This is a genomic window from Chryseobacterium nepalense, from assembly GCF_023195755.1.
GTDB classification, from domain to species: Bacteria; Bacteroidota; Bacteroidia; order Flavobacteriales; family Weeksellaceae; genus Chryseobacterium; species Chryseobacterium nepalense.
In genome coordinates this window covers 3585119-3610038 of sequence record NZ_CP096203.1, presented here as the reverse complement: position 1 = coordinate 3610038, position 24920 = coordinate 3585119, and the positions used below count along the sequence as shown (strand labels likewise).

Sequence of the window (24920 nt, the reverse complement as noted above, 5' to 3'; positions counted from 1 at the left end):
AACTATTTTTGGTGATTAAAAATTTTGCAAAGTGAATTATCATTTTCAAGCCCACAGACAAGTACGGAAGAACCTTCTGGGTATTTTACAGAATACTTCTCATGAAGATCTTCTGCTGATTCCGGACGGTTTCAATAACAACATTTACTGGAATATTGCGCATACCGTTGCTACCCAGCAGCTTCTGCATTATTACCTTAGCGGTAATCCTTTCAGAATTGATAAATACTGGATTGAAACTTATAAAAAAGGTACTTTGCCCAATCTGAATGTTCAGAAGTCTGAAGTAGAAGATCTTGAGTTCTTACTAACGGAAACCTCAAAGATTTTAATGAGGGATTATGACAGCGATTTCTTTTCAGATTACACTCCGTACACCACAAGTTTCGGAATGGATCTTAAAAGCATTCAGGACGCCATCATTTTCAACAATATGCACGAAAGCCTGCATTACGGCTATGCAATGGCACAAAAAAGAGCAATTTTAGGAGAAAAATATTAGGTTCAATGTTTTGAGTTTAAAGTTTAAGATTTATGGCAACAGTAAATAGATTTGAAGATTTAGAAATTTGGAAACTTTCACGTGAATTGTGTAAAGACATCTACGAAATTATTGAATCTACTAATCTTAAAAATAATTTTAAACTTTGCAATCAGATTGACAGCTCTTCAGGTTCGGTTATGGATAATATTGCAGAAGGATTTGAAAGAAATGAAAATAAAGAATTTATTCAGTTTCTGTCTATTGCCAAAGCGTCTTGTGGAGAAACAAGATCACAATTATACCGAGTGTTTGACAGAAATTTCATTTCACAGGAAAAGTTTGAGATCTTAAAAGATCAAAAAGAAGTTTTGAGCCGAAAAATAGGCTCATTCATAAAATATTTAAATATTACAGATTTAAAAGGAACAAAGTATAAACCATAATGGTTTCTGATTTAAAGTTTAAGGTTCTGGATTTGAACCGGATTATTTTAAACAGAAAATTCAAAACATTAAACTTTAAACATTGAACTTTGAACCTTAAACATAAAAATTATTCAATGAAAGACGATTTTATTTTCGGGCTGCGTCCCGTAATTGAAGCTATAGAAGCAGGAAAAACAATTGACAAGGTCTTTGTGCAGAATGCACTTCAGGGGCCTATTTATGCTGAACTTAAAGCAATTTTAGCCAAAAATAAAATCCGTCCCAATTATGTTCCGGTTGAAAAACTGAACCGTTTTACAAGAAAAAACCATCAAGGTGTGGTGGCTTTTATTTCAGATGTTCCTTTTCATAAAGTGGAAGATATTGTTCCTCAATTATTTGAAGAAGGGAAAACGCCTTTCTTACTCATTTTAGACCGGTTAACAGACGTCCGAAATTTCGGAGCGATCTGCAGAACGGCAGAATGTGTAGGGGTCGATGCTGTAATCATTCCTGAAAAGGGAGCCGCTCCAATTAATTCCGATGCCATAAAAACATCTGCAGGAGCTCTTTACAACGTAAAAATATGTAAAGCACCCAATCTTGCTCATGTGGTAGATTTTCTTCAACAGAGCGGTATATCGGTATTTGCAGCGAGCGAAAAAGCTGAAAAGCTCATTTATGATGTTAATTTCAACGAGCCTTGTGCCGTGGTAATGGGTAATGAGGAAACAGGAATTTCAAAAGAAGTCCTTCATCATTCGGATGAAAAAATAAAATTACCGATTGAGGGAAAAACCCAGTCACTGAACGTTTCGGTGGCTTGTGGAGCGATCCTGTATGAAGCGGTAAGACAGAAAATGACTGCAAAAGCAGGATTGTAGTACCTATAAAGAAATAGTAAAATTTAAAAAAAATTCAATGAAAAATATAGCAGCATTAGCGCTGATCTCAACGATAGCTTTGGTTTCATGTAATAAAAAAGAAACGGCAAAAATAACGAAAGTAGATCCTAAAACCGGAAAAACAATTACAGTGGAAGTACCTGCCGATTCTGTAGCAAAAGTGGAAGAAAATCCTGCGATAAAAGATTCTGCAGGAATTTACAAGCAGACTTTCAAGCTGGAAAAAGGAAAAACCTATCCTTTGACTACTTATCAGAGAGATACCAAAACCATGACCGACCCTACCGGAAAAACATTAAATGCAACCAGTGAGGCGACAGATGAAATGTCTTTTACGGTAAACGATATCAAAGGAAATGTATATGACATTACACTGAACCTGATTTCAAAAAGAAACTCTCAGACCTCACAGGGAAAGACAATCGTTGTTGATACCAAATTGCCTATTCCGAAGGAAGACGACCTGAAAATGATCTGGAATATCAACAGAGCGCTTACCGGAAATAAGCTGAATATGAAAATGGATACCAAAGGAAACGTTATTTCCATCACAGGTTTTGATGCGGTTTACAATAAAGTGGGAAATTCTGTAGGAACGATTGTAAAAGATAAAAGTCAGAAAGAAAGCATTATTGAAAGCCTGAAAGAATCATTCAATGAAAAAGTTCTGAAAGACCAGTTTAATAAAAATCTGACGATCATTCCGAAAAAAGGAGTAAAAGTAGGAGAAAAATGGACCAACAGTGAAAATGCCGATGCACAGGGAAAAATAAAAGTAACGTCAAATTATATTTTAAAAAGCGTAGGAAACGGTATTGCTGAAATTGCCGTAACCGGAGGAATTCCTAAAAAAGTGGAAAAGCAGAATCAGGGTGAAGTCACACACAGCTTAAGCAGTGAACTCAGCCAGAACGGAACCATAAAGTTTGATCAGAATACAGGATGGATCAGCAATCAGAATATTTCTGTAAAAACAACACAGATCGAAACCATTTCAAACGGAAAAGAATCGCAATCTATGAAAAGCGTTTCCAATTCTTCTGTGATGGTAAATCCGTCTGCAAAATAAAAGTTTAAAATTCAGGGTTTCGGGTTTAAAGTTTTTCAAATCTGAACGCAAAACTTTAAACCCTGAACCAAAACATTTAAATATTATGAAATATATTTTTGAGCTGGTATTAGCCGCGATCATTATTTTCTTTGTTTGGAATATCCTTAAAAGGATTTTTTTCAAAACATTTTATAGTTACAGATTTAACAATAATAACCAAAATGATAAGCAGCAGGACATACGAAACTCAAATAAAAACAATATCAACTGGGATGCTGAAACCGTAGATTACGAAGAAGTAAAAGACAGTACTGATAAAGGTAATTCCGAAAATAAAAGATAATAACCATCACATGGCGAAAAATAAAAACTTGATTTATATTGCAGTTTCAATAATTGTATTTATAGTTTTAGCATTTTTATATTCCACTCCTGTTTTTACGGGAAAACAGCTTTTCCAGCATGATATCGTGCAATATCGCGGAGGCGCAAAAGAACTCATCGATTACAGAGCCGACACCGGAAAGGAAACCTACTGGAGCGACTCTATGTTCGGTGGCATGCCTACTTACCAGATGGGAAGCCGTTTTAAAGGAGACTTTATCAAAAACATAGATTCTGCCCTAAACTCTTTCCCGAGGCCGGTCAATTATATTTTTATGCTTTTCGCCGGCTTTTTCCTGTTAGGAATGGTTGCCGTCAGAAACTGGAAATACGCATTACTGGGAGCCACATTCTTCGGACTTTCCACCTATTTTTATATCGCCATTGCGGCAGGACACAACGGTAAAATCAATACCATTGAATATTTTGCGCCGCTTCTTGCCGGAATTTTACTCGTCTACATCAGGAGACAATATATCTGGGGATTCATTGTAACCGCCCTTTTTATGGGACTTCAGATTGCAGCGAACCACCCGCAGATGACGTATTATCTGTTCCTTGCGTTAGGATTTTTATTCTTGTCTGAATTAATTCGCGCCATTCAGAAAAAAATACCGATGAAACATTTTCTTGTTTCATCAGGAATTATCGCAGCTGCATGCATTATCGGTGTCGGGATGAATTCCCAGAGAATTATGGCCAACTCCGAATATGTGAAAGAAACGGTTCGTGGAAAGCAGATCTTAACAAACGACAGCCACACCGGAGGAAATTCGGGGATGGATAAAGAAAGTATGCTGATGTGGAGCTACGGAAAGCTTGAAACACTGAATCTCTTCATCCCAAGACTGATGGGCGGCGGAAGCCAGGAGCCCGAAGGAAAAGAAATGATGAACAGAATTCAGGAGCTCGTTCAGGAAAATGTAGGTTCGCAGGCTGAGATGGACAGGATCTCCAAAGGTTTCGGCAGTCTTACGTACTGGGGAGATCAGCCCGGAACTTCAGGGCCGGCTTATCAGGGAGCAATTGTCTGCTTTTTAGCGCTTTTAGGGTTTTTCTTTGCCTGGAAAAAATACCGTTACTGGATTCTTGGAGCAACGGTTCTGACGATCTTTTTAGCCTGGGGAAGCAATTTCATGGCGCTTTCCGACTTTTTTATTGACTTCGTTCCTTTTTATAATAAATTCAGGGCTCCGTCATCTATTTTGGTGGTTGTAGAGCTTTTATTTCCTTTAATTGCGATTATCGGATTATACAGATTTTTCAAAGACAATGAGCTAACTCAGGAATATAAGCAGAAAATCCTTCTTTATGTTGGAGGCGGAACGCTGGGTTTTGTATTGATTTTACTGATTTTCGGAAAATCTTTATTAGGTTTCCATACCGAGAATGAAAAAACATATCTTCCTCCTTTCCTTTTGGATTATCTGAGTGAAGAACGGTTTAAATTATTCAGGATTGATGCCCTTAAAGCATTCATCTATGTTGCCATTGCGGCCGGTGTTTTATTCATGGTTTTAAAGCAGAAACTCAATCATAATATTGCTTTGGTAATCATTGGTGTCGTAAGCTTATTCGATCTATGGACTGTAAATAAGCGTTATCTGAATGACGATAATTATGTGGATAAGATCTTTGCAGAAAATCCTTTCCAAACGGAAAGTTCAGACTTAATGGCGGAAAAAGTTCAGGGCAATCCGAATCTGGAACCTATTCTTGCGAATGTAAATGTCAACAAAACGCTGGAAACCATCGCGGAAAAAGATAAAACACATTACAGGATTTTCAATAATATTTTAGGAACATTCAGTGAAACGAATACCTCTTACTTCAAATCTTCCATCGGTGGATATCACGCAGTTAAACTGAGAAGATATGATGACGTGATCAACGAATATTTCCAGATCATGGATTCGGTAAGAGTTCCGAATATCCTTAATCTCTTAAATGCAAAATATCTTGTGTTGGGTGGTCCTGAACAGCCACAGGCTATTGCCAATCCGAAAGCCAACGGAAATGCATGGTTTGTGAGTGATCTTCAATTTGTAGAGTCGCCCAATCAGGAAATTAAATCCATTGGAGTAATAGACAGCAAGAAAACAGCAGTTATTGCCGCTTCAGACAAAAAATATTTTGACGGAAAAACGGTTCAGGCAGATCCAACAGCGTTTATCAACCTAACAAATTATCAACCCAACGAACTGGAATTCAAATCTCAATCAAAAACACCGCAGCTCGCTGTATTTTCCGAGATCTATTATCCACATGGCTGGAAATTCTTTATTGATGAGAAAGAAGTTCCGTATATCAAGGCAGATTACCTTCTTCGTGCAGTACACGTTCCTGCAGGAAAACATGATATAAGAATGGTATTCGAACCGGAAGTGATTGAAAAAGGTAAGTGGATTTCATTAATTTGCTTCGGATTGTTTATTCTTTTGAGTGGAGTCGGAATTTATGTTCTTTACTGCAAAAGAGACAAAAGACAAGTTGAGGCTATTTAGTATTTTAGAGGTTTAAATTCTGAAAAAGCTGTATATTGATGATTACCCAAAAGTACATAACCGATCTTACCTATAGAATTAACGGAGCCTGCATTGAGGTTCATAAGATCTTGGGTGCAGGACTGGCAGAAATTGTGTATCATAGAGCTTTGGTAAAGGAATTTAAATTAAGAAATATTGAATACAAATCTGAATTTCAAATTCCTGTGGTTTACAAAAATGAAAATTTAAATTGTGATTTTAAATGCGATTTTTTAATTGAAGATTTAATTGTTCTGGAAATAAAATCCGTATCATCTATCTTGGAAATCCATAAAGCTCAGGTTATAAATTACATCAATTTATTAAAAGCTCCAAAAGGAATTCTTGTAAATTTTAATGTTAAAAATATTTTATCATTTTGGTCAGGAAACATTTATAAATAGGTACTTTGATCAATATGACTAAAAAATAATATATCATTTAACCGCAAAAGAAACAAAAGAAGATAATATTGAAAAGTTTATTCAAAAGTTTGCAAAATGTATTCTTTGAGTTTTGCTCTCTTTGAACACTAAAACAACAAGCATCTTTTGCATCTTTTGCGGTTAAAAATAATTATAAATGAACTCTCCGAAAAAAATACTCATCATCACCTATTACTGGCCGCCGGCGGGAGGGCCCGGTGTTCAGAGGTGGCTGAAGTTTGCAAAATATCTCCCTGAATTCGGTTGGAAACCAATTGTCTATACCCCCGAAAACCCGAGTTATCCTTTGCTGGATGACAGCCTTATAAAAGATGTTCCGAAAGATCTGGAAATCGTACAGACAAAAATCTGGGAGCCTTATCAGCTCGCCGAAAAACTTAACAAAAGCAATAAAAAGTTCAAAGCCGGGCAATTTGACGTTGGCAAAAACCAGAGCTGGAAATCCAGGCTTTCGATCTGGGTGAGAGGTAATTTTTTCATTCCTGATGCGAGAGTTTTCTGGGTGAAACCTTCCGTAAAATTTTTAGAACACTATTTAAAAGAAAACAAAATAGATGTCGTTGTAACGTCGGGACCGCCGCATTCTTTACACCTGATTGGTTTAAACCTCAAAAAAAAGCTTCCTCACCTAAAATGGATTGCCGATTTCAGAGATCCCTGGACAGAAATTTCCTATTACAAACATCTGAAATTAACCAAAAGTTCGGACAGGAAGCATCGCCAAATGGAAAGCGAAGTCTTCAGAAATGCTGATATTACTCTGGCTACCAGTTATACCGACGCAGAAAATTTCAGGAAAAACGGGGCCAATTCTTTTTGTATTACGAATGGATTTGATGAAACCGATTCCCCAACAATAAGCTCAAACTCTAAAACGTCCCGACCCTCAAACACTTCAACTTTCACATTGAGTTATATCGGTGTACTCGAACAGCTCAGAAATCCGGAAAACCTCTGGAAAGCACTTAATGATCTTATACGTCAGAATGCAGATTTTGCTGAAAGTTTTGTCTTGAAATTTGCAGGAAGAATTGATGATAAAATTTTAGCAGATTTAGAAAATTCGGCCTTAAAAAATCACATCCTGAATCTTGGCTATTTGTCGCACGATAAAGCAATTGAAGAAATGCAGACCTCCGATATTCTATTGATTACCAATTTTCCGAACAAATCTTCCAAAGGTATTATTCCGGGAAAAATTTTCGAATATCTTGCAACCGGAAAACAGATTATTTCTTTTGGACCGGATGATGCCGATGTTTCAAGAATATTAAATGAAACCCAGGCGGGAAAGCATTTCAGCTACCAGAATTCCGATACGATCAAAGAGTTTATTTTAGAGAAGTTTGACCTTTGGAAAAATGGGTATTCTGCTGAAAATACAACAAATATTGAGCAGTTTTCCAGAAGAAATCTTACGAAGAGGCTGTCCGAAATTTTAGAGTAAGAAATTACTAAAGGTTAAGGATAAGATCAAAGTTGAGCCAGAGATTATTATTTAATTATGAGGCTTCGACAAGCTCAGCGTGATAATGCATAACTTTAGAATTAGCTTTGTCACACTGGGCCTGCAGTGCTTAAAAGTAATCATTTAGATCGTCCACTGGTCATTAATAACCGCCACAAGATAATATTTCCCTTGAAATTCTTCAAAAACAAGACGAAGACATTTCCAGTCCATACCGCTATTGGCATCGGAACCTTTGAGAAAATTTTCCGTGAAATCCGCTTTTGGATAAATTTTTTTTAGATTATTCAGTGAGTTTCCGCTGCCCTGAAATTCATTTAATGAAACCTGGCCTGCTGCAAAATCTTCTGAATATACCCATTTCCTTAAATAATCACTGATTGTAGCTTTATACAGATCACCACTTCCGTCCAGTGCTCCCCAGGTGAAAATTGTTTTGGAAGGAAGATATTTTTCAAAATCAGATTTTGAAAACTTCTTATCCTGTTCGGGATTTACAAATGCATACATGGAAAACCGCACTCCTTTCTGAGGATGAATATATGCTGCTAATCTTTGATAATTTTTATCTTTTAATGCCTGAATAATACCTTCATTCAGTTTTTTAAGAGATTCTTCTTTGTTTAACGATGTATTGACAATACTTTTATCTTGTTGATTATCATCAATATTAGTAACAGAATCAGGACGATCATTGACAAATTTTTCAGGATTTTTTTTACAAGCAACGACACCAAAAATGATAATCGAAAACATTATTTTTCTCATGATTTTAAGAGTATTGGCTAAATTCACCAAAAACGATACCACATTTATTGTCTATTTTATGAGATTTGCAGGATAGATCTAAATTATCAAGATTATTATTTTTGAAGACTGTTAAAATACTTACGTGGCTTGTTTTTTGTAATTTTGTGAAATGGAAACGTTGGATATTCTTATCATTGGAGGTGGGCCGATCGGACTGAATTGCGCTCTGGAAGCACAGAAAAATAATTTAAGCTATCTCATTATCGAAAAAGGAACGATTGTTAATTCTTTATACAATTATCCTTTGTATATGCGTTTCTTTTCTACCGCAGAAAAACTTGAAATCGATGGAATCCCATTCATTTCTACTGCTCCGAAACCCGGAAGGCAGGAAGCTTTGGAATATTACCAGGGAATTACAAGACAACGGAATGTCAATATCAATCTGTATGAAAAGGTAGAAAAAGTTTCCAAAGAAAATGAAATCTTCGTTGTTGAAACTACCAAAGGAAAATATTCTGCAAAAAATGTAATCATATCAACCGGCTTCTATGATATTCCGAATCTGATGAATATTCCGGGAGAAGATCTTCCTAAAGTAAAACATTATTATACCGAACCTTATCCATACGCGAAACAGAAAATCGTTGTTGTAGGCTCCAGTAATTCTGCGGTTGATGCAGCCCTGGAAACTTACAGAAAAGGAGCAGAAGTGACAATGATTATCCGTCATTCTGAAATTTCCAAGAGTGTAAAATATTGGGTAAAACCAGATATTGAAAACAGAATTGCAGAAGGAAGTATTAGCGCTCATTTTAATGCAGAACTTCTTGAAATTAAGGAAAAAACAGTCATTTTTAAAAATGAAAAAGGTGAAATTCATGAAATCGAAAATGATTTTGTGCTGGCGATGACAGGCTATCTTCCCGACTTCGACTTCCTCAGAAATTCAGGAATTGAACTACAGGGAGAATGTCTCAACCCTTTGTACAATAATGAAACAATGGAAACCAACATTCCGAAGTTATATCTTGCCGGGGTTGTATGCGGAGGAAAAGATACCCATCTCTGGTTTATTGAAAATTCCAGAATTCATGCGGAAATGATTGTTCAGCATATTCTTTCAAAGTAATAGGCAATTCATGGTAAGAATTCCAGCACTCGTTCGCAATTACTTAAAAATCAATCTTTGCACCAAGAACAAAATTCCTTTTAGCAGCGGGATTATAATAGCGATTCCCGAAAGCATTGATATCAAAGCCGGAAACATAATCTTCATTATAAAGATTCTGTATCTGCAGGAACAAATTTAGTCTTGTCCTTTCAAGCTCAAAAGGAAATCTGAACTGGATATTTCCCACAAGACTGGGTTCTGACCATACGGAATTGGCATCGTTCAGTGGGATTTTTGAGGTGTAAAAATGTGAATAATCTACAGCAAGTTTTTTAAACAAAACAAAGTTCAGCAGACTGTTTACAGTCGTCCGTGGAACACCGGTGAGATCATTTCCTGAATAATCTGCATCGTTCTGGCGGTAATTTTCAAAGGTGAACCGGTAAAAACTTCCCGACATTCTGAATTTCAAAAAGCTGAAAATATTATTTTTAAGGTTAAAATTTTTAGATTCTATCAAGAGTTCCAAACCTTTCTGAACAGTTTCCCCGGAATTAACAAAAAATTCCTGACCAGCATCATTCTGACGTCTGACAATGGCATCTTTCATCCTGAAATCAAAATAACTTCCCTCCACAAAAACTGCATTTCCAAACTGTTTTCGGATTCCGAATTCTTTATTCCAACCATATTCCGGTTTGAGATCTGCATTAAACTGCTGATCTGATGCACGTATCTCCTCATTCGTCGGTGCCGAATTGCCCTTCCCTACTTTTGCGCGTACTGAAAAACCTTTAGCCAGAAGATAACTCAGTCCAAAATTGGGCAGCCACTGGTTTTTAAAGCTTACTTTTCCCTGCCCGACATCCGGAAAAGACCTTTCCCAATCGTAAGAGTTTGAATTCAGACTTAAAGAAATATCCGTAAAAAGTTTTTCATCAATATTTAATTTTTGGGAAATAAAATAAAATCCTGAAGTGTTTTTAATCTTGTCAAAATTCTGCGGATTACCCTGAATTCCTCTGTTGTTATCGTAGTTTTTCACGATAATATCATTGATTCCTCCTTCAAATCCAAAGCGATATGCCAATGAAATATGTTCCCAGTTTCTTTCATAATTGAAATGAGTACGCAGAGCAAAATTTTTCTCGAAACGATTTTCGAAATTGGTAATAAATGGATTTTCAAAATCTACGTAAGATCCCTGAACAAGAATGAAATGTGAAAAATTCCTATTAAAACTATACTCGTTTGAAAGTCCTGCCAAAATCATCTTATTACGAATTCCTGCATCCTGATCTGCCGCACCGGGAAGTGTTTTGGTTGCAGGTCTTGCCTGTTTCCGATTCATCTGCATCTGCTCAAGAGTAAGTCCACCGGGCGTCTGGTAATCAAGATCAGCATACAGAATCATAGCCTTCAGCGAGCCGTTCTGTGCATATTGAAAATGATCTTTCAGGAATATCTGTTTTCGTACAACTTTAGACTGTTCGCGGTAGGAATCTGTCTGATAATAATTCTGAAAAATTTCAACAAAATGTTTTCCCAGTTGCCTGGAAAGATTAAAGCTCTGGTTAAATGTTCCGTAACTTCCTGTTGCGAGATTAGCTGACATCTTTTCAGAATCTGATGTTTTCAGCAGTACGGTTCCGCCTGTGACGGCACCGTAATCGCCGCTTTCCGGACCTTTATAAATTTCCATTCTGTTGATGAGTTCGGGAGAAATTATATTAAAATAAGTATTGCCCGAAGCATCCGAAAGGATAAAATCGTCAAGATATACCTTTACATTCCGCACTCCAAAAGGCGAACGAAGGGTACTTCCTCGAAGTGAAATCCTATAACTTCCGGGGGAACGTTCTTCCATCCTTGCACCGGAGATCTGGTTGATGGATTCCAGCATTCTTTCTGGGGGATTCTGGTTGAGCAGATTTTGTGAAACGACAGACACTGATTTGGTGGAAGAAATAAAAGCTGTCGGCTTTTTGTACGCATCAATCTGTACTTCTGAGATCAATTGTGCAGAGTCTCTTTTCTGCGCCGATAGGAAAGTTGTAGAAATGATGGGTAGAAGAATGTAGACTTTTTTCATTGTCTAATTGTAAGCAAAAATTGTTCTTTTTATTCTAATACTTTTAAAATTTTATTAATTACGTTGCGAAGCATTTCCCGCTGATTTCACGGATTTACGCAGATTATTTAATTAATGTATTTTCTTAATTCTTCTTAGCCTAGATTTCTTAATGTTAATTATTGTGAATTTAGATATTGTTGAGATTTTTACAGAATAAGAAGCTGTACTAATATTTGAAATTAATTCATTGAAATATATTCATGTTTTTTTTATAAAAGCCTGTCAATTTGTATTTTGACAAGCTTTTTTGATATGACTTCTCGCGTGAGGGATGCGGCGGGCGGCGACGCAGGAGCCGGTGCGAGTGAGGAACGAGCGAGTACGGAAGCGAAGCGGACCCCAAAGCAGCCCGACCCGAATTTGTAGAGGAAACCTCATAGGTTTTTAAACCTATGAGGTTTAGCTTTGGAATGAGGGACACGCCCAAAATTATTCAGCGTGTTTTCTGTCGCCAATCATCCAAGGAACAATGAAATAAAATGCAATGGCAATCGCTGTTGCTAAAATTCCGGTCCCCATCCACAATGTTGTAAAGCCGAGCTTTTCTGCTATTAAAGTTCCAAGATATGGGGTTATGATAAATGCGATGGAGAATGATATTCCGTTCAGTCCCATGTAAGCACCTTTGTTGTTTTTACCGGACCGCAATGCCGTAATGGTTACCATAAAAGGCAGCGCCCAGATTTCACCAACACACAGCAAACTCATTGAAAGGACAAGAGTAAGCATCCCGTGATCAAAACCCAGCATTGCATAGGAAAGTCCACAGATAAAAGTTCCCAGAAACATGGTCACCGCAAGACTGAAATACTTTTCCGCCACCTGAACGAGTCCCATTTCCAGCAGAACCACAAGAAATCCGCTATAGCCAAGAATGTAACCGATACTCTGCTGACTGAGATGAGCCGTGTCTTTATAAAAGATAGTCAAAGTACTGAACAACTGGAAAAAGCAGATGGAAAAGAGCATGCAGAAGAAACAGTATAGTAAAAATTTACTGTCGCGGTACGGCGAGCGGTCTTTTTTAATTTCAATCACTTCTTTTATTTTTTTGGCTTTCAGTCTGGCAAGTTTATTTCGTTTTTTAAAAAAAACAATGTACAGAATTCCGGCTGATAAAGCTGTAAACGCATTCGCAAAGAAGAGAAACTCGTAAGAAATCGCTGATAAAATTCCACCCAAAGCAGGACCAATGGAAAACCCTAAATTGACCGCCATCCGGTTTAATGAAAATGCCCGCGTTATGTTTTCGGGTTTTGCATATTTGGTGATGGCAACGGAGTTGGCCGGCCGAAAAGCGTCGCTTACAATACTCTGAATCAAAATAATAGCTGCAACCCCAACTTCTGTCTTGAAAACAGGAATCAGGCAGAATAAGGGGACACTCAGCAGTAAACTGAAAGACTGTACTTTATATTCCCCAATCTTATCGGTAATAAATCCGCCAAGCCAGGAGCCTATAACGGAACCAATCCCGAAAAAGCTCAGCACAATTCCGGTATTTTCTATGCTGAAATGCAAATGATTGGTCATATATACTCCCAAAAAAGGAAGTACCATGGAACCGGCCCGGTTGATGAGCATCACCAGCGCCAGCATCCAGCTTTCTTTGGAAAGCCCTTTGAATGAGTTGGTATATAAATATATAAGTTTCATGATTTTATATTTTAATAGGACTTTATCCTATTTTGGTTTATATCGTCCCTTCGGGACTCTTTTCTTTACTATTATCATCTGTTTAAACAAAAAAAACAGGACTTAAAAAATTAAGCCCTGTTTCATTTATATTGGTATAAATAAATTATTACTCCGGCTTATAAGAGTCTTTTAAAGTCACAGTTCTGTTGAAGACCAAATTGTCTTCGGTAGAATCCTGATCTTTTGTGAAGTAGCCAATTCTTTGGAATTGAAGCGGTGCTCCCACTTCAACATCTCTAAGGCTTGGTTCTGCAAATCCTTTCACAACGGTTACGGATTCGGGATTGATGAAATTAAGGAAATCCACATCCTTTTCTGCATCAGGCTGCTCCACCGTAAAGAGTTTATCGTAATTTCTGACTTCCACAGGAATCGCGTGTTTTGCAGAAACCCAGTGAATGGTTCCTTTTACTTTTCTTAAACTTTCTTCCGTTCCGCTGCCTGACTTGGACTTTTCGTCGTAAGTTGCGTAGATGGTTGTAATATTTCCGTTTTCGTCTTTTTCCACTCTTTCCCCTTTAATGATGTAAGCAGATTTTAAGCGGACTTCTCCACCCAGTTTCAGTCTGAAGAATTTATTATTGGCTTCTTCCTTGAAATCTTCACGCTCGATATACAATTCTCTTGAGAAAGGTATTTCCCTTGTTCCGGCATCTTCTTGTTCCGGATTGTTTTCTGTATCCAGCCATTCTTCTTTTCCTTCCGGATAGTTTTCAATAACTAATTTTACTGGATCAACAACGGTCATAACACGTTTTGCGACTTTATTTAAGTCTTCACGAACGCAGAATTCCAACAACTGAAGCTCAATAAGGTTTTCCCTTTTGGCAACACCTACTTTTTCAATAAAATTCCTGATCGCTGTTGCCGTATATCCTTTTCTTCTCATTCCTGATATGGTAGGCATTCTAGGATCATGCCATCCGTTCACCACTTTTTCAGCAATCAGTCTTTGTAGTTTTCTTTTGGAAGTAATCATATAAGAGACATTCATTCGTGCGAATTCTCTCTGCTTATTTCTTACTTTCGTTTCATCGTATACCTGATCAAGATACCAGTCATACAGCGGTCTATGATTTTCAAATTCCAAAGAACATAAAGAGTGTGAAATCTGTTCAATATAATCAGATTCTCCATGAGCCCAATCATACATCGGGTAAATCTTCCATGCAGTTCCCGTTCTGTGGTGAGGTCTTCTTAAGATTCTGTACATCACAGGATCACGCATGTTCATATTGGGAGATGTCATGTCTATTTTTGCACGGAGCGACATTGAACCTTCTTCAAACTCTCCTTTTTTCATTCTTTCGAATAAATCTAGCGATTCTTCTACCGGACGGTTTCTGTATGGAGATTCAATACCTGGCTCAGTAGGATTTTTTCGCTGTTCGGTAATCACTTCAGACGGCTGCTCATCTACATAAGCCTTACCTTCTTTGATTAACTGCACCGCCCAATCATAAAGCTGCTGGAAGTAATCGGAGGCGTACAAAACTTTATCCCATTTGAAGCCCAGCCATTCAACGTCTTTCATGATAGAATCTACGAATTCCTGTTCTTCTTTTTCAGGATTCGTATCGTCGAAACGAAGGTTCACGGGAGCATTGTATTTTTCACCCAGCCCAAAGTTGATGCAGATCGCTTTTGTATGACCTACATGCAGATAACCGTTGGGTTCAGGCGGAAAACGGAAACGGATCTGATCTTTTTTCAGGCCGTTTGCCAAATCATCTTCGATAATTTGCTCAATAAAATTGAGTGATTTTTTTTCTTCTTCCATTAAATTCGCTTTAAAGATGCCGCATCTACGACAATTTGCAAATTTAGGAAATTTTAAAGTTTTACGGAAATTATAATTTACCGGTTTTAAGGACACTTATCCAATATTTTAACTTATCTTCGCAATAACTAAAACCATAGCTAAAATTATACATTATGTCCATCCCCATTCTATATTTCAAAAGATTTCCATTTTAATAATAAGTCCTCAGTCCCAAGATTAATTTTAATTTAATTTTGAGTTAAAAAGAAAGCAGGAAAAACGCAAATCTCCTGCTAAACAGCCATTTAAAATCAACCCATGAAATCTATCATATCAGAGATGGTAAGAGGCACCCTATTATGGCACAAAGATTGCAAACAAATAAGCGCACACAAACTAAATAATATTGTTATGAAAAAGGTTAAAAGAACGTTTTCTTCATTTTTAGAATACATCAAAAAGGCAATTTTCGTAGAAGATGTTATCTAGCAGGAATGAATCTAACAGTATGAATTTTTTTTTATTCATCTAATTTTTAAATGGATAATTCAAAAGTCATCTGAAAAACTCCAATCTTTCCGATTAAATTTTAAAATATAATAATTCTCCTTTCAGATCAAGATTGGATTCGAAATTATTAATAAATAAAGATCCGGTACCCAGACCCTGCGGCATCGGATTTTTCTTGGTAAAGGTATACTGTGCAATGGCATTCAGCCCGATATTGCTTTCCAGCGCAGAGGTAATCCACCAATCAATATTACGCTCTTGAGCTAAAGAAATCCACTCGTCCGAACCTGAAAATCCTCCAATTAATGAAGGTTTTAAAATAATATACTGTGGCTTTACGCTATCCAAGAGATTGATCTTTTTATCCAAATCAACAATTCCTATCAACTCTTCATCTAAAGCAATAGGTGTAGGAGTTTCAGCACACAATTCAGCCATATCATCCCAATTGCCGGCTTTTACAGGCTGTTCGATAGAATGAATCTGCAGTTCTGCCAATTGTTGCAAAACAATTTTGGCTTCATCTTTTGAAAAGCCTCCGTTTGCGTCAACACGGAGCTCAAGCATCTCTTTTGAAAACTTCTGTCTCAGTTTTTTAAGAATTTCATATTCGGATTTCCAATCGACACCGATTTTTAACTTGATACAATGAAATCCCTGATCCAGTTTATCCTGAATCTGCTCTTCCATGTATCCAATATCTCCCATCCAGATCAATCCGTTGATCACAATAGGTTTATCTCCTTCAGTAAATTCACCAGGAAAATAAATATTACCTCCATGTTTCAGGTTTAAAATAGCTTGTTCATAACCGAACCATATCGAAGGAAAATCTTTCAGTTCTTTTTTTAAATATTCATACTCCTGCTGAATATTTTCACAAAGCCACTGAAGCTTCTCTTCATAATCCGGCCTGTCGTCAAAACTGAGCTCTCTGAAAACAGCACACTCTCCTGTTCCTCTTTTTCCATTTGAGTCAATATGAAGAATAAAAGTTTCCTTTTCATACAAAACGCCGCGAGATGTTCCACTCGGGCGCTTGAATTCTAATAAATATCTGAAATATTCTGCTGTCATTATTTTACGCTGTCGATTCTCATAAATTCTTCCGCTTTCTCCACCATATCAACACTTCCGCAGAAGAAAGGAATTCTCTGATGCAGTTCTGTAGGTTCAATTTCAAGAATTCTTCTGAATCCGTCCGTTGCTTTTCCTCCCGCCTGTTCTGCAAGAAATGCCATAGGATTACATTCATACAGCAATCTTAATTTCCCGTTGGGTGCCTGTGAATATGAAGGATAAATATAAATACCGCCTTTCAGCATATTTCTGTGGAAATCAGCAACAAGAGAACCGATATACCTGGAAGTATAAGGCCTGTCCCCTTCTTCCATCTGGCAATATTTAAGGTAATTTTTTACTCCTTGCGGAAATTTGATATAATTTCCTTCATTGATGGAATAAATTTTTCCTGTTCTTGGAAACGTCATATTTGGGTGAGAAAGATAATAAGTACCTAGCGAAGGATCAAGCGTAAATCCGTTTACTCCGTTTCCTGTAGTGTATACAATCATGGTAGAAGATCCGTAAATCACATATCCGGCAGCAATCTGATTGACTCCTTTTTGTAAAAAATCCTGAAGCTGAACGGGAGTTCCGGGTTCTGTAACTCTTCTGTAAATAGAAAAAATAGTTCCCACGGAAACATTTACATCAATATTTGAAGAGCCATCCAAAGGATCAATCAATACGACATACTTGCTTAAATGGCCGTTTTCTCCGCATTTTATATCGATAAAATCGTCATTCTCCTCAGAGGCAATTCCGCAGACCACTTCTCTTTGAGACAGAGCGGTAATAAAAATTTCATTGGCAATAACATCAAGTTTCTGCTGTTCTTCACCTTGAACATTCTGGTTTCCGGCAGCGCCTGCAATGTCTACAATTCCTGCTTTATTTACTTCTCTGTTTACTACTTTCGAAGCAAGTCTTATCGCACTCAGAAGCCGGGAAAACTCACCGGTGGAATATTGAAAATCATCCTGTCTGTCAATAAGAAATTCTCCTAAAGTCTGTAATGGTCTTTCTGACATATTTTCCTTTTTACGTTTTCCTCAAATTTCGTAAAATTTATCGCATTTTAAAAGAATTATTAATAAAAGAGCTTATCCTTTGTTTATCAACATAATACGAAGCTTTTTCAGTTTTTAAAAGAACCCTTATCATAAAAAACTGTTCCCAAATTGCTCAATGATCTTATGATAATTTCTCTGGATTAATGATTTTAATGAAATCTTAAGGTCACTGTGATTCAACGCTATTTCATATCTCGTTGTAAATTTATAATTTTGTCACCCGTAAAATATTCCCACAAATTTTATCTAACAATTTTATTATTAACAATTTAATGAAAATTTTCAAGTTTGGTGGCGCATCGGTAAAAGATGCCGAAAGTGTAAAGAACGTATCTCTGGTACTAAAAAGTCAGGGATTTGCAAAGTGTCTGCTGGTAATTTCAGCAATGGGAAAAACGACGAATGAACTGGAAAAAGTAGTGGAGCTTTATTTCAGGAAAGATAACTATCAAACGGAGATTGAAAAGATAAAACGAAAACACATTGAAATTGCAGAAGGACTTTTTCCTGAAAACCATGCAGTTTTTGCGGAAATCAACTTGTTTTTTGATGATATTGATTCTTTTTTAAGAAGAAACAAATCTCCTAACTATAATTTCGTATATGATCAGGTAGTAAGCTGTGGGGAAATGATTTCTACGAAAATCGTGAGTGAATACCTGAATGAAATCCAGTTTACGAACCAGTGGCTGGATGCTAGAGATTATGTAAAAACCGACAATTCCTACCGTGAAGGTGTGGTAGACTGGGCTAAAACCGAAGAATTTATTTCAAACCTTAATAAGGAAATCTGCTATGTTACACAAGGTTTTATCGGTTCCGACGATAATAATTTTACCGTAACACTGGGAAGAGAAGGTTCAGATTACTCTGCAGCTATTTTCGCTTATTGCTTAAATGCTGAAGCCATGACCATCTGGAAAGATGTTCCGGGAGTAATGACCGGAGATCCGAGAAAATTCAAAGATGTGACATTGCTTTCCAATATTTCTTATGAAGAAGCTATTGAAATGGCTTATTACGGGGCAAGTGTCATTCACCCGAAAACGCTTCAGCCGCTTCAGCAAAAGAATATTCCTTTTTATGTAAAATCTTTTATTGATCCTTCAAAAGCAGGAACCAAAGTAGGTGCTTCAGAGAAAAATCAGAGTGAAGAAACTTACATTTTAAAAGAAAACCAGACCCTTTTAAAAATCTCAACAAGAGACTTTTCATTCATTGCGGAAGATCATATGAGCTTAATTTTCGGATATTTATCGAAATATAAGATCAAAGTTTCCCTGATGCAGAATTCTGCCATTTCACTGGCTTTATGTCTGGAAGATAAATTCCACACTATTGATGAACTGAATGAAGAACTTCAGAAAGTATTCCGCACGGAAGTGATAAAAAACGTATCTTTATTTACGGTAAGGAATGCGAAGATGGATCATATTGATCAATTTTACCAGGAAAAAAGTGTATTATTGGAGCAAATTTCGAAGAATACACTTCAAATGGTAACACAATAAAACTAATTGCGACTAAACACACATGAGTTTAATATCGAAAAACGATTTGATAAATGCTTCCGGCTTACATAAAATAGGATTTTTAAAGAATCCTGTGGCATCTGCTGTGATGAGCGTTGCCAAAATAAATGAAGTAAATAAATTATACGATAAATTAAAAGACAAGGAAGGCAAAGACTTTTTCGACTCATTTGTGAGAGAGCGAAACCTAAGCTATATCGCTTTTGAAGAGGATCTGGCAAAAATACCGAAAACAGGGCCGTTTATTCTCGTTTCCAATCATCCGCTTGGTGCCATAGATGGTATTCTGATGTGCAAGATTCTTTCGGAAGTCCGTCCTGATTTTAAGGTTATGGGAAATTTCCTGCTGGAAAAAATAAAACCCATGGAACCATATGTAATTTCGGTGAATCCTTTTGAAAACAGGAAAGGTGCATACAGCAGCTCTTCAGGAATGCGTGAAACATTGAAGCATCTTCAAAACGGAGGCTGTGTAGGTATTTTTCCGGCAGGAGAAGTCTCCAATAAGAATAATCCGTACGGAGAAATTTTAGATAAAGAATGGGAAAAACCGGCGCTTAAGCTCATCAAAATGGCCAAAGTACCGATTGTTCCTATGTATTTCCATGCCAAGAACAGCAGATTATTTTATCAGATGGCAAAAATACATCCGAGTTTACAGACCCTTATGCTTCCGGCAGAAATGATGAACGACCGGGAAAAACCGATCAGGATTCGTATCGGAAGACCCATTGCCGTAAAAGCAATGGACGATATGGAGAGCATTGAAGAACTCGGCGATTTCCTGAAACGTAAGGTTTACATGATGAAATCTTACTATGAGAAACGAAAATCACTGGCACAAAGCATCAATCTTAAAAATCTCTCGGTAAAATTCCCTTTGCTGAAAGAAGAAAATATTGTTCAGAATATTATTGACGAGACGCCAAAAGAAGATATTCTTAAAGACATCCAAAAGCTGAAAGGAACTGATAAAATGTTCTTCAGCAACGGGAATTATGAAGTCTATTTTACCAAATATGAAGAAATCCCTTCTATTATGAGGGAAATCGGAAGGCAAAGAGAGCTTACCTTCCGTGCCGTGGGAGAAGGCAGCAACCTGCCATTCGATCTGGATGAATATGATAAGCATTATCATCACCTTTTTTTATGGGACAGCGCCGAAGAAAGACTGGTAGGAGCATACAGAATGGCTTTGGGAAGAGAGGTGATGAAGAAATCCGGAATCAAAGGATTTTATACCAGCTCATTGTTTGAATTTGAACAGGACATCCATCCTTTCTTTAAAAAAGTTATTGAAATGGGACGCGCTTATATCTGTCAGGATTATCAGCAGAAACCATTACCGCTTTTTCTGCTTTGGAGAGGAATTGTGCATGTATGCCTGAGAAATCCGGATCATAAATTCCTGATGGGTGGCGTAAGTATTTCCAATAAATTTTCCGAGTTTTCGAAATCACTGATGATTGAGTTTATGCGTTCCAATTATTATGATTCTGCAGTAGCACAATATATTACCCCCAGAAATGAATACAAAGTAAAGCTCCGCGACAGGGATAAACATCTTTTTTTCGAAGAAATGGAATCTGACCTGAATAAGCTGGATAAAATTATTGATGACCTTGAGCCTGAATTGAGACTGCCTGTTTTGATTAAAAAATACATCAAACAAAATGCAAAAGTAATTGCCTTCAACGTAGATCCAAACTTCAATGATGCCATCGACGGATTAATGTATATCAGAATAAGTGATTTGCCTGAAAATACGATCAAGCCAGTATTAGAAGAGATGAGTGAGCAAATAAGGAAAGAACAGGAAAATAATTCTGTTGAAAATCAATAGGTTTTTAATTTTTGTTAAAAAAAGTATTATTAATACTTGCTTCATATACGAAAACTTAGTACTTTTGCATCACTTTAAAACAACGAAGTAAAAAGAATGGTTTCTTAGCTCAGTTGGTAGAGCAATGGATTGAAAATCCATGTGTCCCTGGTTCGATTCCTGGAGAAACCACAAAAACCACCTTCAAAAAAAGGTGGTTTTCTTTTCTAAGTTTTTAAGATAAGTTGCAGGATGTGATTTTTATTATTACTTTTGCACCACTTCAAAAAAGAAGTAAAAATTAAATGGTTTCTTAGCTCAGTTGGTAGAGCAATGGATTGAAAATCCATGTGTCCCTGGTTCGATTCCTGGAGAAACCACAAAAAAAGTCATCTCAATTGAGATGACTTTTTTGTTTTTCAACTATTCTTACGCTGAAAATAAGTATATTCGCTTTTCTAATTTTTATTGAAAATGAAGAAGATTGTTTCCGTTTTGTTTTTATTTTTTGTGATTACAGCTTTTGCCCAGGAAGCTATTCATTTTCAGGAACTTCCATTTAAAGATCTTATTTCAAAGGCAAAAAAAGAAAATAAAATCGTATTTATTGATGCATTTACCTCATGGTGCGGCCCTTGCAAAATGATGGAAAAGAATATTTTCACGAAAAAATCGGTGGGAGATTATTACAATGCTAACTTTATCAACGCCAGATTCGACATGGAAAAGGGCGAAGGAAGAGAAATTGCTGCCAAATACGGTGTACGCTCCTATCCTACTTATCTATTTCTGAATGGCGATGGCGAGCTCGTTTCCCAGAATTACGGTTATATGGAAGAAAGTATGTTCATCTCAATGGCACAGGACGTTAATTCTCCCAACAACAAAAAAGGTTCCTTAAAAGAACGCTTTGAAAAGGGCGAAAAAAATCCTGAATTTCTGATCAATATTATGAAACTCAATTCTTCTTCAGATTTTGGTTTTGCCAAAAGAGCTTCGGAAAGATATTTTGAAAACAAAGCAAAAACATCAGAATTCACAAAAGATGATGTGGGTCTTTTACTGTACTTCCTTAAATCTTCTGAAGACAAAAATTATAAAGTCTTTACTGAAAGGAAAGCTGACATCATTAAATTTTTACCTGAAGAAACATATCATGAATTCGACAATCAGATTAAGCTGGGGAAAATTGTTGAACAATCAATCGACAATCAGAATAAAAGAATTAACGATGATTACTTCATGAAAGCAGCAGAACCTCTTGTAGGAAAACATGATGCTGAAGTAAAACTCAATCAGACCAAATTAAGCTATTACGAGCAAAACGCCAATTTCCCGGAATATGAAAAGGCTGCCCTTGTCTACTATAAAAATTCGGAAGCTTTTGAACCTAATGAATTATTAAAAGCAGCATGGATATTTTCTGAACATATAACTAATGTTACATCGCTGAAAAAAGCTGCTGAATGGGCCGAAAAATCGGTTATGCGTAGTGAAACTTCTGAAAACACTTACATTCTCGCAAAACTTTATTTTCTTACCGGAAATAAGGAACAGGCAAAGACCTACGCAGAAATGTCAAAAAATATGGCATCTCAGGCACAGAAAGATTCTACACTGGCAGAGGAGTTATTAAAACAAATTAATAAGAAATAATGAAGATCAGATTATTAGCAGGTTTTCTTACCCTTTTTATTTTAGGAAATTTAAATGCCCAGGAACAGGAAAACATCAATGAAAAAAAGGTCTATATAAAAGGTAATGCAGCCTTTATTCCTTTAGGGATTGTTAATCTTGCTCTGGAACATCAGCTCAGCAAAAAAATTACCATACAGGGTGATGTTTTGATTTCTCCCTGGAAATCTTTTGCAGGACATGAACTACAGTATTATTCAGTCTCAGCTGAAGGAAGATATTACTTTAATGAAGCGTTCAGACATTTTTATCTGGGAGCCAACATTGCTGCCTCTTCATTTGTTTTGCAAAAGTGGAATTATTGGTCTGACGGACCCTATTATAATGATTTTGGAGAAGTTTTCGTTACCTCAAATCTTTACCAGAAAGGATATTCGCTTATATTTGGTATAACGGGAGGGTATCAGTTTAAAGTTTCCGACAGATGGAATATCGACGTGTATGCAGCTATTGGATCATCACAGGATTTTTACAAAGGCTACGACAGAACTACCGGAGAGCGCTATGACAGAAAAGACAACAAATTCAACAGAAGTGGTGAAATTCTTCCTTACAGAGGAGGCGTCATGATTTCTTATCAATTAAAATAATCATTATGAAATTATTCGGAAAAAATCATCTGATTCTTTGTGCCGTTACTTTTATCATTCTTTTTATGATGAATTATCTGGGCAATGACCAGGCTGATAAACTGGAAAGAGCTTTAATGATCGGTGCTGCGGGAGTAATTGGTCTTTCCATCGGTTTAGTAATCATGAATAAGGGCAAAGACGATAAAACGCCGCCGCAAAATTTTGATTAAACGTCAAAAAGCAACGGTAAATTCATTCTTTGAATTTCAAACTGATACGATTGATCATTCACAGATCAATTTTCATAGATCATATACTTCTTTCTTATTTTCTCGAACTTTTCCAAACCGGGTTTCCAGGAATCTTTGATTTCCCTGATAGACTTTCCGGAAACGATCTGTTTTCTAAGCGTATCATCCCCAACTAAAGTATCAAACCAGAAATTTTTGCCGAGTGCAGGCTTAAGGAAAAAGTCCAGCTCAGGATTCTTATAATTTCTATAGGCTTTAAGCAACCATTCGAGGTTAAGCTCTGTTAAGTCGTGAGGATAACCTGAAAGATTTTCTCCATAGCAGAGTTTTCCGTTGAGGAAAGGATCTTTAGCCCCAAAATTAGGTTTCGGTGTAAACTGATACGGTAAACTTTTTGTCCACGGCGAACCGTAAATCTGAAAAGGCAGATCGGTACCTCTTCCTACGGAAACCTGAGTTCCTTCAAAAAAGCATAAACTTGGATACAAATTGATTGATTTTTCGTTGGGCAAATTCGGCGAAGGCTTTTCCAAAATTGGATACCGTAATTTTTTATGATAATTTTTCATCTGGACCAAAGTATATTTTGCCTGAACTCCCTTTTCAAGCCATCTTTCTCCATTCACCATTTTACCGTATTCCCCGATGGTAAGGCCATAAACTACAGGCACTTCATGCATTCCGACAAAACTTGTCCATTTTTTGTTCAGAACAGGGCCGTCTGTATAACCGTCATGCGGATTGGGGCGGTCCAGCACCATTACCTCAACATTATTTTCCGCTGCGGCTTCCATAAGATATGTTAATGTAGAAATATAGGTATAAAAGCGCACCCCTACATCCTGTATATCAAAAACCACAATATCAATTCCTTTTAATTGTTCAGGTTTTGGTTTCTTATTATTTCCATACAAAGAAACAATAGGAATTCCTGTTTTTACATCGACACCGTTTTTTACTTTTTCACCGGCATCGGCATCGCCTCGGAAACCATGCTCGGGAGCAAAAATAGATTTAATGTTAATCCTGTTTTTTACTAAAAAATCAACAACATGAGTTCTGTCGCTCATTAATCCGGTCTGATTAGTCACCACGCCAATTGTTTTACCCTTTAGCAACGGCAAATATATTTCTGGCTGATCGGCACCTGTTTTAAAACCTTCCAAAGCTTTGGATTGAGAATTATATTGATGGAATACTCCTAAAAAAATTAGGCAAATAAGAAGTAAATTTTTAATTTTGAGATCTAAATTCATA

21 protein-coding genes and 2 tRNA genes are annotated in these 24920 nt (G+C 36.8%); 16 read left to right on the top strand and 7 right to left on the bottom strand.

Going from position 1 to position 24920, the window contains the following annotated elements:
* The first annotated feature begins 31 nt into the window (after positions 1-31).
* From M0D58_RS16285 to M0D58_RS16250, 8 genes are all read left to right on the top strand, one after another.
* The gene (locus M0D58_RS16285) at positions 32-502 is read left to right on the top strand and encodes a DinB family protein (protein WP_248391642.1); all 471 of its coding nucleotides are present in this window, start codon (positions 32-34) and stop codon (positions 500-502) included.
* Positions 503-534: 32 nt separating this feature from the next.
* Positions 535-927 carry a four helix bundle protein gene (locus M0D58_RS16280; RefSeq protein WP_248391641.1) on the top strand — a complete coding sequence of 131 codons (393 nt, stop codon included), beginning with the start codon at positions 535-537 and terminating at the stop codon, positions 925-927.
* 116 nt (positions 928-1043) lie between these two features.
* Positions 1044-1793, top strand: coding sequence for a 23S rRNA (guanosine(2251)-2'-O)-methyltransferase RlmB (gene rlmB / locus M0D58_RS16275; RefSeq protein ID WP_248391640.1), 750 nt, complete (start codon positions 1044-1046; stop codon positions 1791-1793).
* Between the two features lie 37 nt (positions 1794-1830).
* Positions 1831-2883 (top strand): DUF6263 family protein, encoded by a 1053-nt coding sequence (locus tag M0D58_RS16270; RefSeq protein WP_248391638.1) that lies wholly within the window; start codon positions 1831-1833, stop codon positions 2881-2883.
* Between the two features lie 85 nt (positions 2884-2968).
* Entirely contained in the window at positions 2969-3208 is a 240-nt protein-coding gene (locus M0D58_RS16265) for a hypothetical protein (RefSeq protein ID WP_072885326.1), read from the top strand.
* Positions 3209-3218: 10 nt separating this feature from the next.
* Complete coding sequence (locus M0D58_RS16260; RefSeq protein ID WP_248391636.1) at positions 3219-5753, top strand: hypothetical protein; 2535 nt, start codon at positions 3219-3221, stop codon at positions 5751-5753.
* A 110-nt stretch (positions 5754-5863) separates the two neighbouring features.
* Entirely contained in the window at positions 5864-6178 is a 315-nt protein-coding gene (locus M0D58_RS16255) for a GxxExxY protein (protein ID WP_248391635.1), read from the top strand.
* A 178-nt stretch (positions 6179-6356) separates the two neighbouring features.
* Positions 6357-7667 (top strand): glycosyltransferase family protein, encoded by a 1311-nt coding sequence (locus M0D58_RS16250; protein ID WP_248391634.1) that lies wholly within the window; start codon positions 6357-6359, stop codon positions 7665-7667.
* A gap of 144 nt (positions 7668-7811) precedes the next feature.
* On the opposite strand, the gene M0D58_RS16245 is transcribed toward M0D58_RS16250, so the two are convergent.
* Positions 7812-8456, bottom strand: coding sequence for a hypothetical protein (locus tag M0D58_RS16245; RefSeq protein WP_248391633.1), 645 nt, complete (start codon positions 8454-8456; stop codon positions 7812-7814).
* 151 nt (positions 8457-8607) lie between these two features.
* On the opposite strand from M0D58_RS16245, the gene M0D58_RS16240 reads away from it, so the two are divergent.
* Positions 8608-9570 carry a YpdA family putative bacillithiol disulfide reductase gene (locus M0D58_RS16240; RefSeq protein ID WP_248391632.1) on the top strand — a complete coding sequence of 321 codons (963 nt, stop codon included), beginning with the start codon at positions 8608-8610 and terminating at the stop codon, positions 9568-9570.
* A gap of 43 nt (positions 9571-9613) precedes the next feature.
* Here the strand turns inward: M0D58_RS16240 and M0D58_RS16235 are convergent, their stop codons facing one another.
* From M0D58_RS16235 to fbp, 5 genes are all read right to left on the bottom strand, one after another.
* Positions 9614-11644, bottom strand: coding sequence for a TonB-dependent receptor (locus tag M0D58_RS16235; protein WP_248391631.1), 2031 nt, complete (start codon positions 11642-11644; stop codon positions 9614-9616).
* 471 nt (positions 11645-12115) lie between these two features.
* Positions 12116-13342 carry an MFS transporter gene (locus M0D58_RS16230; RefSeq protein WP_248391630.1) on the bottom strand — a complete coding sequence of 409 codons (1227 nt, stop codon included), beginning with the start codon at positions 13340-13342 and terminating at the stop codon, positions 12116-12118.
* 148 nt (positions 13343-13490) lie between these two features.
* A complete protein-coding gene (locus M0D58_RS16225) occupies positions 13491-15164 on the bottom strand; it encodes a glutamine--tRNA ligase/YqeY domain fusion protein (protein WP_248391629.1) in 1674 nt (557 codons plus the stop codon).
* Positions 15165-15728: 564 nt separating this feature from the next.
* Positions 15729-16733, bottom strand: a complete 1005-nt coding sequence (locus tag M0D58_RS16220) for an o-succinylbenzoate synthase (RefSeq protein ID WP_248391628.1) — start codon at positions 16731-16733, stop codon at positions 15729-15731.
* Positions 16733-17749 carry a class 1 fructose-bisphosphatase gene (fbp, locus tag M0D58_RS16215; RefSeq protein ID WP_248391626.1) on the bottom strand — a complete coding sequence of 339 codons (1017 nt, stop codon included), beginning with the start codon at positions 17747-17749 and terminating at the stop codon, positions 16733-16735. The genes M0D58_RS16220 and fbp overlap by 1 nt, the downstream gene beginning before the upstream one ends.
* A 314-nt stretch (positions 17750-18063) precedes the next feature.
* Between fbp and M0D58_RS16210 the strand changes: the two genes are divergently transcribed.
* The 7 genes from M0D58_RS16210 (at position 18064) to M0D58_RS16180 (ending at position 23642) form a co-directional block, all read left to right on the top strand.
* The gene (locus tag M0D58_RS16210; protein ID WP_248391624.1) at positions 18064-19302 is read left to right on the top strand and encodes an aspartate kinase; all 1239 of its coding nucleotides are present in this window, start codon (positions 18064-18066) and stop codon (positions 19300-19302) included.
* Positions 19303-19324: 22 nt separating this feature from the next.
* Positions 19325-21166, top strand: coding sequence for a bifunctional lysophospholipid acyltransferase family protein/GNAT family N-acetyltransferase (locus M0D58_RS16205; RefSeq protein WP_248391622.1), 1842 nt, complete (start codon positions 19325-19327; stop codon positions 21164-21166).
* 98 nt (positions 21167-21264) lie between these two features.
* A tRNA-Phe gene (locus M0D58_RS16200) sits at positions 21265-21337 on the top strand.
* Between the two features lie 115 nt (positions 21338-21452).
* Positions 21453-21525 (top strand) — tRNA-Phe (locus tag M0D58_RS16195).
* Between the two features lie 94 nt (positions 21526-21619).
* Complete coding sequence (locus tag M0D58_RS16190) at positions 21620-22801, top strand: thioredoxin family protein (RefSeq protein ID WP_248391621.1); 1182 nt, start codon at positions 21620-21622, stop codon at positions 22799-22801.
* Positions 22801-23430 carry a DUF3575 domain-containing protein gene (locus M0D58_RS16185; protein ID WP_248391620.1) on the top strand — a complete coding sequence of 210 codons (630 nt, stop codon included), beginning with the start codon at positions 22801-22803 and terminating at the stop codon, positions 23428-23430. The genes M0D58_RS16190 and M0D58_RS16185 overlap by 1 nt, the downstream gene beginning before the upstream one ends.
* 5 nt (positions 23431-23435) lie before the next feature.
* Complete coding sequence (locus tag M0D58_RS16180; RefSeq protein WP_248391619.1) at positions 23436-23642, top strand: hypothetical protein; 207 nt, start codon at positions 23436-23438, stop codon at positions 23640-23642.
* 65 nt (positions 23643-23707) lie between these two features.
* On the opposite strand, the gene M0D58_RS16175 is transcribed toward M0D58_RS16180, so the two are convergent.
* Positions 23708-24919, bottom strand: coding sequence for an exo-beta-N-acetylmuramidase NamZ family protein (locus tag M0D58_RS16175; RefSeq protein ID WP_248391618.1), 1212 nt, complete (start codon positions 24917-24919; stop codon positions 23708-23710).
* Between the last annotated feature and the right edge of the window lies 1 nt (position 24920).

Coding starts and splice junctions, on each gene's coding strand:
- M0D58_RS16280 (WP_248391641.1), top strand. CDS start 535: ATGGCAACAGTAAATAGATTTGAAGATTTAGAAATTTGGAAACTTTCA.
- rlmB (WP_248391640.1), top strand. CDS start 1,044: ATGAAAGACGATTTTATTTTCGGGCTGCGTCCCGTAATTGAAGCTATA.
- M0D58_RS16270 (WP_248391638.1), top strand. CDS start 1,831: ATGAAAAATATAGCAGCATTAGCGCTGATCTCAACGATAGCTTTGGTT.
- M0D58_RS16265 (WP_072885326.1), top strand. CDS start 2,969: ATGAAATATATTTTTGAGCTGGTATTAGCCGCGATCATTATTTTCTTT.
- M0D58_RS16260 (WP_248391636.1), top strand. CDS start 3,219: ATGGCGAAAAATAAAAACTTGATTTATATTGCAGTTTCAATAATTGTA.
- M0D58_RS16250 (WP_248391634.1), top strand. CDS start 6,357: ATGAACTCTCCGAAAAAAATACTCATCATCACCTATTACTGGCCGCCG.
- M0D58_RS16245 (WP_248391633.1), bottom strand. CDS start 8,456: ATGAGAAAAATAATGTTTTCGATTATCATTTTTGGTGTCGTTGCTTGT.
- M0D58_RS16240 (WP_248391632.1), top strand. CDS start 8,608: ATGGAAACGTTGGATATTCTTATCATTGGAGGTGGGCCGATCGGACTG.
- M0D58_RS16235 (WP_248391631.1), bottom strand. CDS start 11,644: ATGAAAAAAGTCTACATTCTTCTACCCATCATTTCTACAACTTTCCTA.
- M0D58_RS16230 (WP_248391630.1), bottom strand. CDS start 13,342: ATGAAACTTATATATTTATATACCAACTCATTCAAAGGGCTTTCCAAA.
- M0D58_RS16225 (WP_248391629.1), bottom strand. CDS start 15,164: ATGGAAGAAGAAAAAAAATCACTCAATTTTATTGAGCAAATTATCGAA.
- M0D58_RS16220 (WP_248391628.1), bottom strand. CDS start 16,733: ATGACAGCAGAATATTTCAGATATTTATTAGAATTCAAGCGCCCGAGT.
- fbp (WP_248391626.1), bottom strand. CDS start 17,749: ATGTCAGAAAGACCATTACAGACTTTAGGAGAATTTCTTATTGACAGA.
- M0D58_RS16210 (WP_248391624.1), top strand. CDS start 18,064: ATGAAAATTTTCAAGTTTGGTGGCGCATCGGTAAAAGATGCCGAAAGT.
- M0D58_RS16205 (WP_248391622.1), top strand. CDS start 19,325: ATGAGTTTAATATCGAAAAACGATTTGATAAATGCTTCCGGCTTACAT.
- M0D58_RS16190 (WP_248391621.1), top strand. CDS start 21,620: ATGAAGAAGATTGTTTCCGTTTTGTTTTTATTTTTTGTGATTACAGCT.
- M0D58_RS16185 (WP_248391620.1), top strand. CDS start 22,801: ATGAAGATCAGATTATTAGCAGGTTTTCTTACCCTTTTTATTTTAGGA.
- M0D58_RS16180 (WP_248391619.1), top strand. CDS start 23,436: ATGAAATTATTCGGAAAAAATCATCTGATTCTTTGTGCCGTTACTTTT.
- M0D58_RS16175 (WP_248391618.1), bottom strand. CDS start 24,919: ATGAATTTAGATCTCAAAATTAAAAATTTACTTCTTATTTGCCTAATT.